At 61.4% G+C, this 4915-nt stretch carries 2 protein-coding genes; one reads left to right on the plus strand and one right to left on the minus strand.

Annotated elements, in window-relative coordinates:
- Positions 1 to 27 precede the first annotated feature (27 nt).
- On the minus strand, positions 28 to 546 hold the full coding sequence (locus ALO64_RS21670) for a GNAT family N-acetyltransferase (RefSeq protein WP_002552781.1): 519 nt from the start codon (positions 544 to 546) through the stop codon (positions 28 to 30).
- A gap of 619 nt (positions 547 to 1165) precedes the next feature.
- Here ALO64_RS21670 and ALO64_RS26475 point away from each other — a divergent pair.
- Positions 1166 to 4915, plus strand: a 3750-nt coding sequence (locus ALO64_RS26475) for an amino acid adenylation domain-containing protein (RefSeq protein ID WP_235805024.1), incomplete at its 3' end; no start/stop codon positions are given.

Consider the following 4915-nt stretch of genomic DNA (forward strand, 5'->3'; position numbering starts at 1 on the left):
TACTTCAGATCTTCCCTAGGGGATAACTTACTCCCGTAAATCCTTCCACATATGCACCTTGGAGACGAACCGGCTGCCTACGGCAACTGCAAGCGGTTCAACGCCAAAGGTCACAAAGCCCACGCGCTCATAAAGCCCCTGTGCTGCGGCATTACCCTGCGTGACGGTGAGCTGTACGACCAGAAGCTCAGGACGGGATCTGGCATGCTCGAGCACGCTGCACATCAATTGGTAGCCAATGCCTCTGTTTCTGTGAGCCTGAGGCACGTACATCCCGAACAAGGTTGACTTGTGCCGGGCCTTATTTCGGGTTTCAACGGACAACCCGGCTACGCCCAGCAGTTTGTTGTCTTCGACGGCGGCAAACACTGCTTCGGTCGACGCATTGCTGTTATCCAGCCTGTTTTCCCACCATTCGCCAGGCAGCGTTTCACGCTCTTTCACATCTGAGGTAAAGGCGTCCGGGTGGCGATCATATGCCTCAAGCATCAACGCGCGATAAGCCACTGCATCGGTCGGTGTCAGTCGTCGGTAAGTAAGGGTCATAAAAGCAGGATTCGTCTGACTCAAGCGTTGAGTATTGCACCCGGAGGCGGGAAAAGTCTTAACCGCACGCTGAGTTTTAAACAGATGTCTGGTTCGCGCAGCAGTGCCGTTTGACGGACACTTTGGGGGTTTGTAACTTTTTGTTTGCCTCACTGCCAAAAATCATGGTTATTATCCCGGGCGCTCAGGGCCAAAAACCCAGCGTCAATGATTGCCATGGGTCTACAACCCCGCAGTCGCAGCCGATCGGGTCCACCCTGGCGCTGACACCCGGCGCAGGCCGTTCCCCGTCGTTGACCCTCAAACGGAAGATGAGGTTTCAATTGGTCACGCGGTATGCAAACGTCAGTTCCAAGGGCAGAGCGATCAGTCTCGTCAACGAGCCAGCCACCCCCCTTTCTGTATGCGAGTCGCGCCTTGCCGCGTTCGCCCGTCACTTCTCTGCGATCCCCCCAAGCGCTTCCATGTCTGGTCATGACGTGAGCGCAAGAGCACGCGCCGCACCTTCTCCCTGAGTCTCAAGGTACATCCGGCATTTCCTATGCCGTGCCTGACGGGCGGGACGCTCTGTGCCTCTGTCCGTTCATAAAAATAATCTGCTCACGGACGGTGGTTCCTGATGGTCGACAAATCTTCCTCGCGCGGGACGGGCTTCGCTCATCCCTATACAGAGCAACCCTTTGCCGAAAACCAGTGTGTACACAGCCTGTTCGAGGCTCAGGTGCAGCGCAATCCCGACGCCATAGCCGCGCGCTTCGAACAGGACGCGCTTGACTACGCGACGCTCAATACCCAGGCCAATCGTCTGGCCCATTACCTGCGCAGCCTCGGCGTCGGACCGGATGTGCGCGTCGGTGTGTGCCTGGAGCGCTCGCTGGACATGCTGGTCGGCGTGCTTGCGATACTCAAGGCGGGCGGCGCTTATGTACCGCTCGACCCCGCTTACCCAAAAGCGCGTCTGGCACACATGCTGGCTGACAGTGCACCGCGTGTGCTACTGAGCCATGCAGCGGCGCGTCTGGCGTTGTTGGCGGCGCTTGAGGAGTGTGCGGCGTCAGCGCCGCTGCTTGATCTGGCCGATACCCGGCTGTGGGCAGCGCAACCGGTAGACAATCCGGACCCGCATGCGGTCGGGCTCACGTCGCGTCATCTGGCTTATGTGATCTACACCTCGGGCTCGACCGGCACACCCAAGGGCGTGATGGTCGAGCATCGCGGGCTGATGGCGGTGAGCGCTGCATGGGAGCGGCTATACGCACTGCACAAACCCCTCAATCACCTGCAAATGGCCGGGTTTTCCTTCGATGTGTTCAGCGCCGATCTGATTCGCGCACTGGGCTTTGGCGGCACGCTTGTTCTGTGCCCGCGCGACACGCTGATGGACCCGCCCGCGCTGTATCGCTTGTTGAGCGAGGCGCGCATCGATTTTGCGGACTTCGTGCCTGCGGTGCTCAACCCGTTGCTGGTCTGGGCGCAGGAGACGGGGCACGACCTGTCGTTCATGAGCACGGTGGTCTGCGGGTCGGACATCTGGACTGCCCATAGCGCGCGACAACTGCGCAGGCTGTGTGGCGAGCATGTGCAGATTGTTCAGGCCTACGGGGTCACTGAAGCAAGCATCGACAGCACCTGTTTTGAGTTCGATAGCAACAGCCACGTTGATGCGGTGCTGCCCATCGGGCGGGCGTTGGCCAATACGCGGATTTACCTGCTCGATGCGTTTGCCGAACAGGTTGCTCCAGGTGTTACGGGGGAGCTGTATATCGGCGGCGCAGGTGTCGCACGCGGCTATCTGAACTTGCCGCAATTGACCCTTGAGCGCTTTGTCGACAGCCCGTTCGTGTCCGGTGAGCGCTTGTACCGCACCGGCGACCTGGCGCGTTATCGCGCAGACGGCAACCTGGAATTTCTCGGGCGTAATGACTCGCAGGCCAAGCTGCGTGGTCTGCGTCTGGAGCTGGGTGAAATCGAGGCGCGTCTGGCCGAAGTTACCGGCGTGCGTGACAACCTGGTGGTGCTGCGTGAGGACAGCGTCGGTGTGCCCAGGCTGGTCGCCTACTTTCGCGAACAGGCTGATGCAGGGCTGACGCCGAAAAGCCTTCGCCAGCACCTGCAACTCAGCCTGCCGGACTACATGATCCCCGCAGCGTTTGTGCGCATGGACGCGCTGCCGCTGACCGCCAACGGCAAGCTGGACCGTAGTGCATTGCCGGAACCGGGTGCCGATGCGTTCGATCAACACGCGTTCGAGGCGGCTCAGGGCCCGCTGGAAACGACACTCGCGACTATCTGGGCCGAGGTGCTGGGCGTGGAGCGGGTCGGTCGTCAGGATCACTTTTTTGCGCTTGGCGGCCACTCGCTGCTGGTGATGCGCGTGCTGGCCAAGGTTCGGCAGACATTGCGTCTGGATGTGTCGCCGTCTGCGCTGTTTGCCGCCCCCGTGCTGCGGCAGTTTGCTGAGCAACTGAGCCGCGCCTCGGGCAGCGCTCGTCCGCCCCTCACAGCCATAGAGCGTTGCGGCGCACACGCGTTGTCGTCTGCTCAACAGCGGCTGTGGTTTCTGGCGCAGATGGAGGGTGGCAACGCGGCCTATCACATGCCGTTGAATCTGCGCCTGCGCGGACCGTTGCAGGTAGCTGCGCTGCAAAGCAGTTTCAACCGGCTGGTGGCCCGCCATGAGGCGTTGCGTACCACGTTCATCGCCGTCGAGGGTGAGGGGCGGCAGCGGGTTGCTGCGACCGGAACGATTGCTGCCTTGCCGATCATCGACCTGCATGGCGAGCACGATGCACAGGCGCGTCTGCCTGAGCTGATGGACGAGGAGGGCAGCAGGCCGTTCGACCTGGCGGTCGGGCCGCTGATGCGCGTCAGCCTGGTGAAGCTGGCTGAAGACGATCACGTGCTCCTGCTGACCCAGCACCACATCATTTCGGATGGTTGGTCGATGGGCGTGCTGACGCGTGAGCTGGGGGTGTTGTACGAAGCAGCCCTCCACAAACAGGCCGACCCATTGCCGCCCCTGTCGATCCAGTACGTGGATTACGCAGTCTGGCAACGCCAGTGGTTGTCTGGCGAAGTGCTGGAAGCGCAGCGACGTTACTGGCGTGAAACGTTGAGCGGTGCGCCGATACTGTTGGAGTTGCCTACCGATCACAAACGTCCAGCGGTCCAGAATTACCGTGGCGGCTTCGTGCCGCTGGTGTTTGACCGTGCGCTGACCGCACGCCTGCGCGCATTGGCAACGCAACAAGGCACCACGCTGTTCATGAACCTGCTGGCCGCCTGGTCGCTGTTGTTGATGCGCCTGTCGGGGCAGGACGATGTGGTTATCGGTGTGCCTTCGGCGAACCGCAGCCAGCAAGAGCTGGAGGGCTTGATCGGTTTCTTCGTCAACACCCTGGCCTTGCGCATGACCCGCTCCGCCAACCCGACAGTGGCGAGCTGGCTGCAACAGGCGCGTCACGTCGCGCTTGCGGCCCAGGAACATCAGGACCTGCCGTTCGATCAGGTGGTGGAAGTGCTCAACCCGCCGCGCAGTCTGGCTTACAGCCCGGTCTTTCAGGTGCTGTTCGCCTGGGAACAGCATCAGGATTCGGACCTGACGTTGTCCGGACTTGACGTCAGCGTGCTGCAAAGCAGTCAGCCAGTGGCCAAATTCGACCTGCAACTGGTGCTCAGCGAGCGTGACGGGCAAATAGTCGGCGGTCTGGAATATGCTTCGGGCCTGTATGAGCCCGAGACCGTGGTGCAGATGGGCGAGTACCTGCGCCGCATCCTGACGCAGATGGTCGAGGACAGCGAACAGCCCCTTGCGACGGTCGCCTTGCTGAACACGGAGCAACATCGCCAGATTGTGCATGACTGGAACCGCACTGAACGCGACACCTCGCGGCAGCCCGATTGTGTAACGCGCTTCGAGGCTATCGTGCAGCGCGTGCCCAATGCCGTGGCGTTGCTTGCCGATGAGCAAGCGTTGACCTATGCCGAGCTGAATCAGTCTGCCAACCGGCTGGCACATTACCTGATCCAGCAGGGTGTAAAGCCCGAGCAACGTGTGGGTTTGTGTCTGGAGCGCTCGCCGCAGATGGTTATCGGTTTGCTGGCCATTCTCAAGGCCGGTGCCGCTTACGTGCCGTTCGATCCCGCGTACCCGGCCGAGCGGCTGGCGTTCATGTTCGGTGACGCCGCACCGACCCTGCTGCTGACTCAGGCCTCCCTGCGCGCAGACCTGCCGCCGCTGCGCGACACGCTGTCGATCTGCTGCCTGGACGTGGATGCGCAGCAGTGGGCGCAGTGTTCGGATTGCAATCCACACGTGCCCGTCAGCCCCGGCAATCTGGTTTATGTGCTCTACACCTCCGGCTCGACC

The sequence above is a fragment of the Pseudomonas meliae genome, assembly GCF_001400515.1.
Lineage (GTDB): Bacteria > Pseudomonadota > Gammaproteobacteria > Pseudomonadales > Pseudomonadaceae > Aquipseudomonas > Aquipseudomonas amygdali.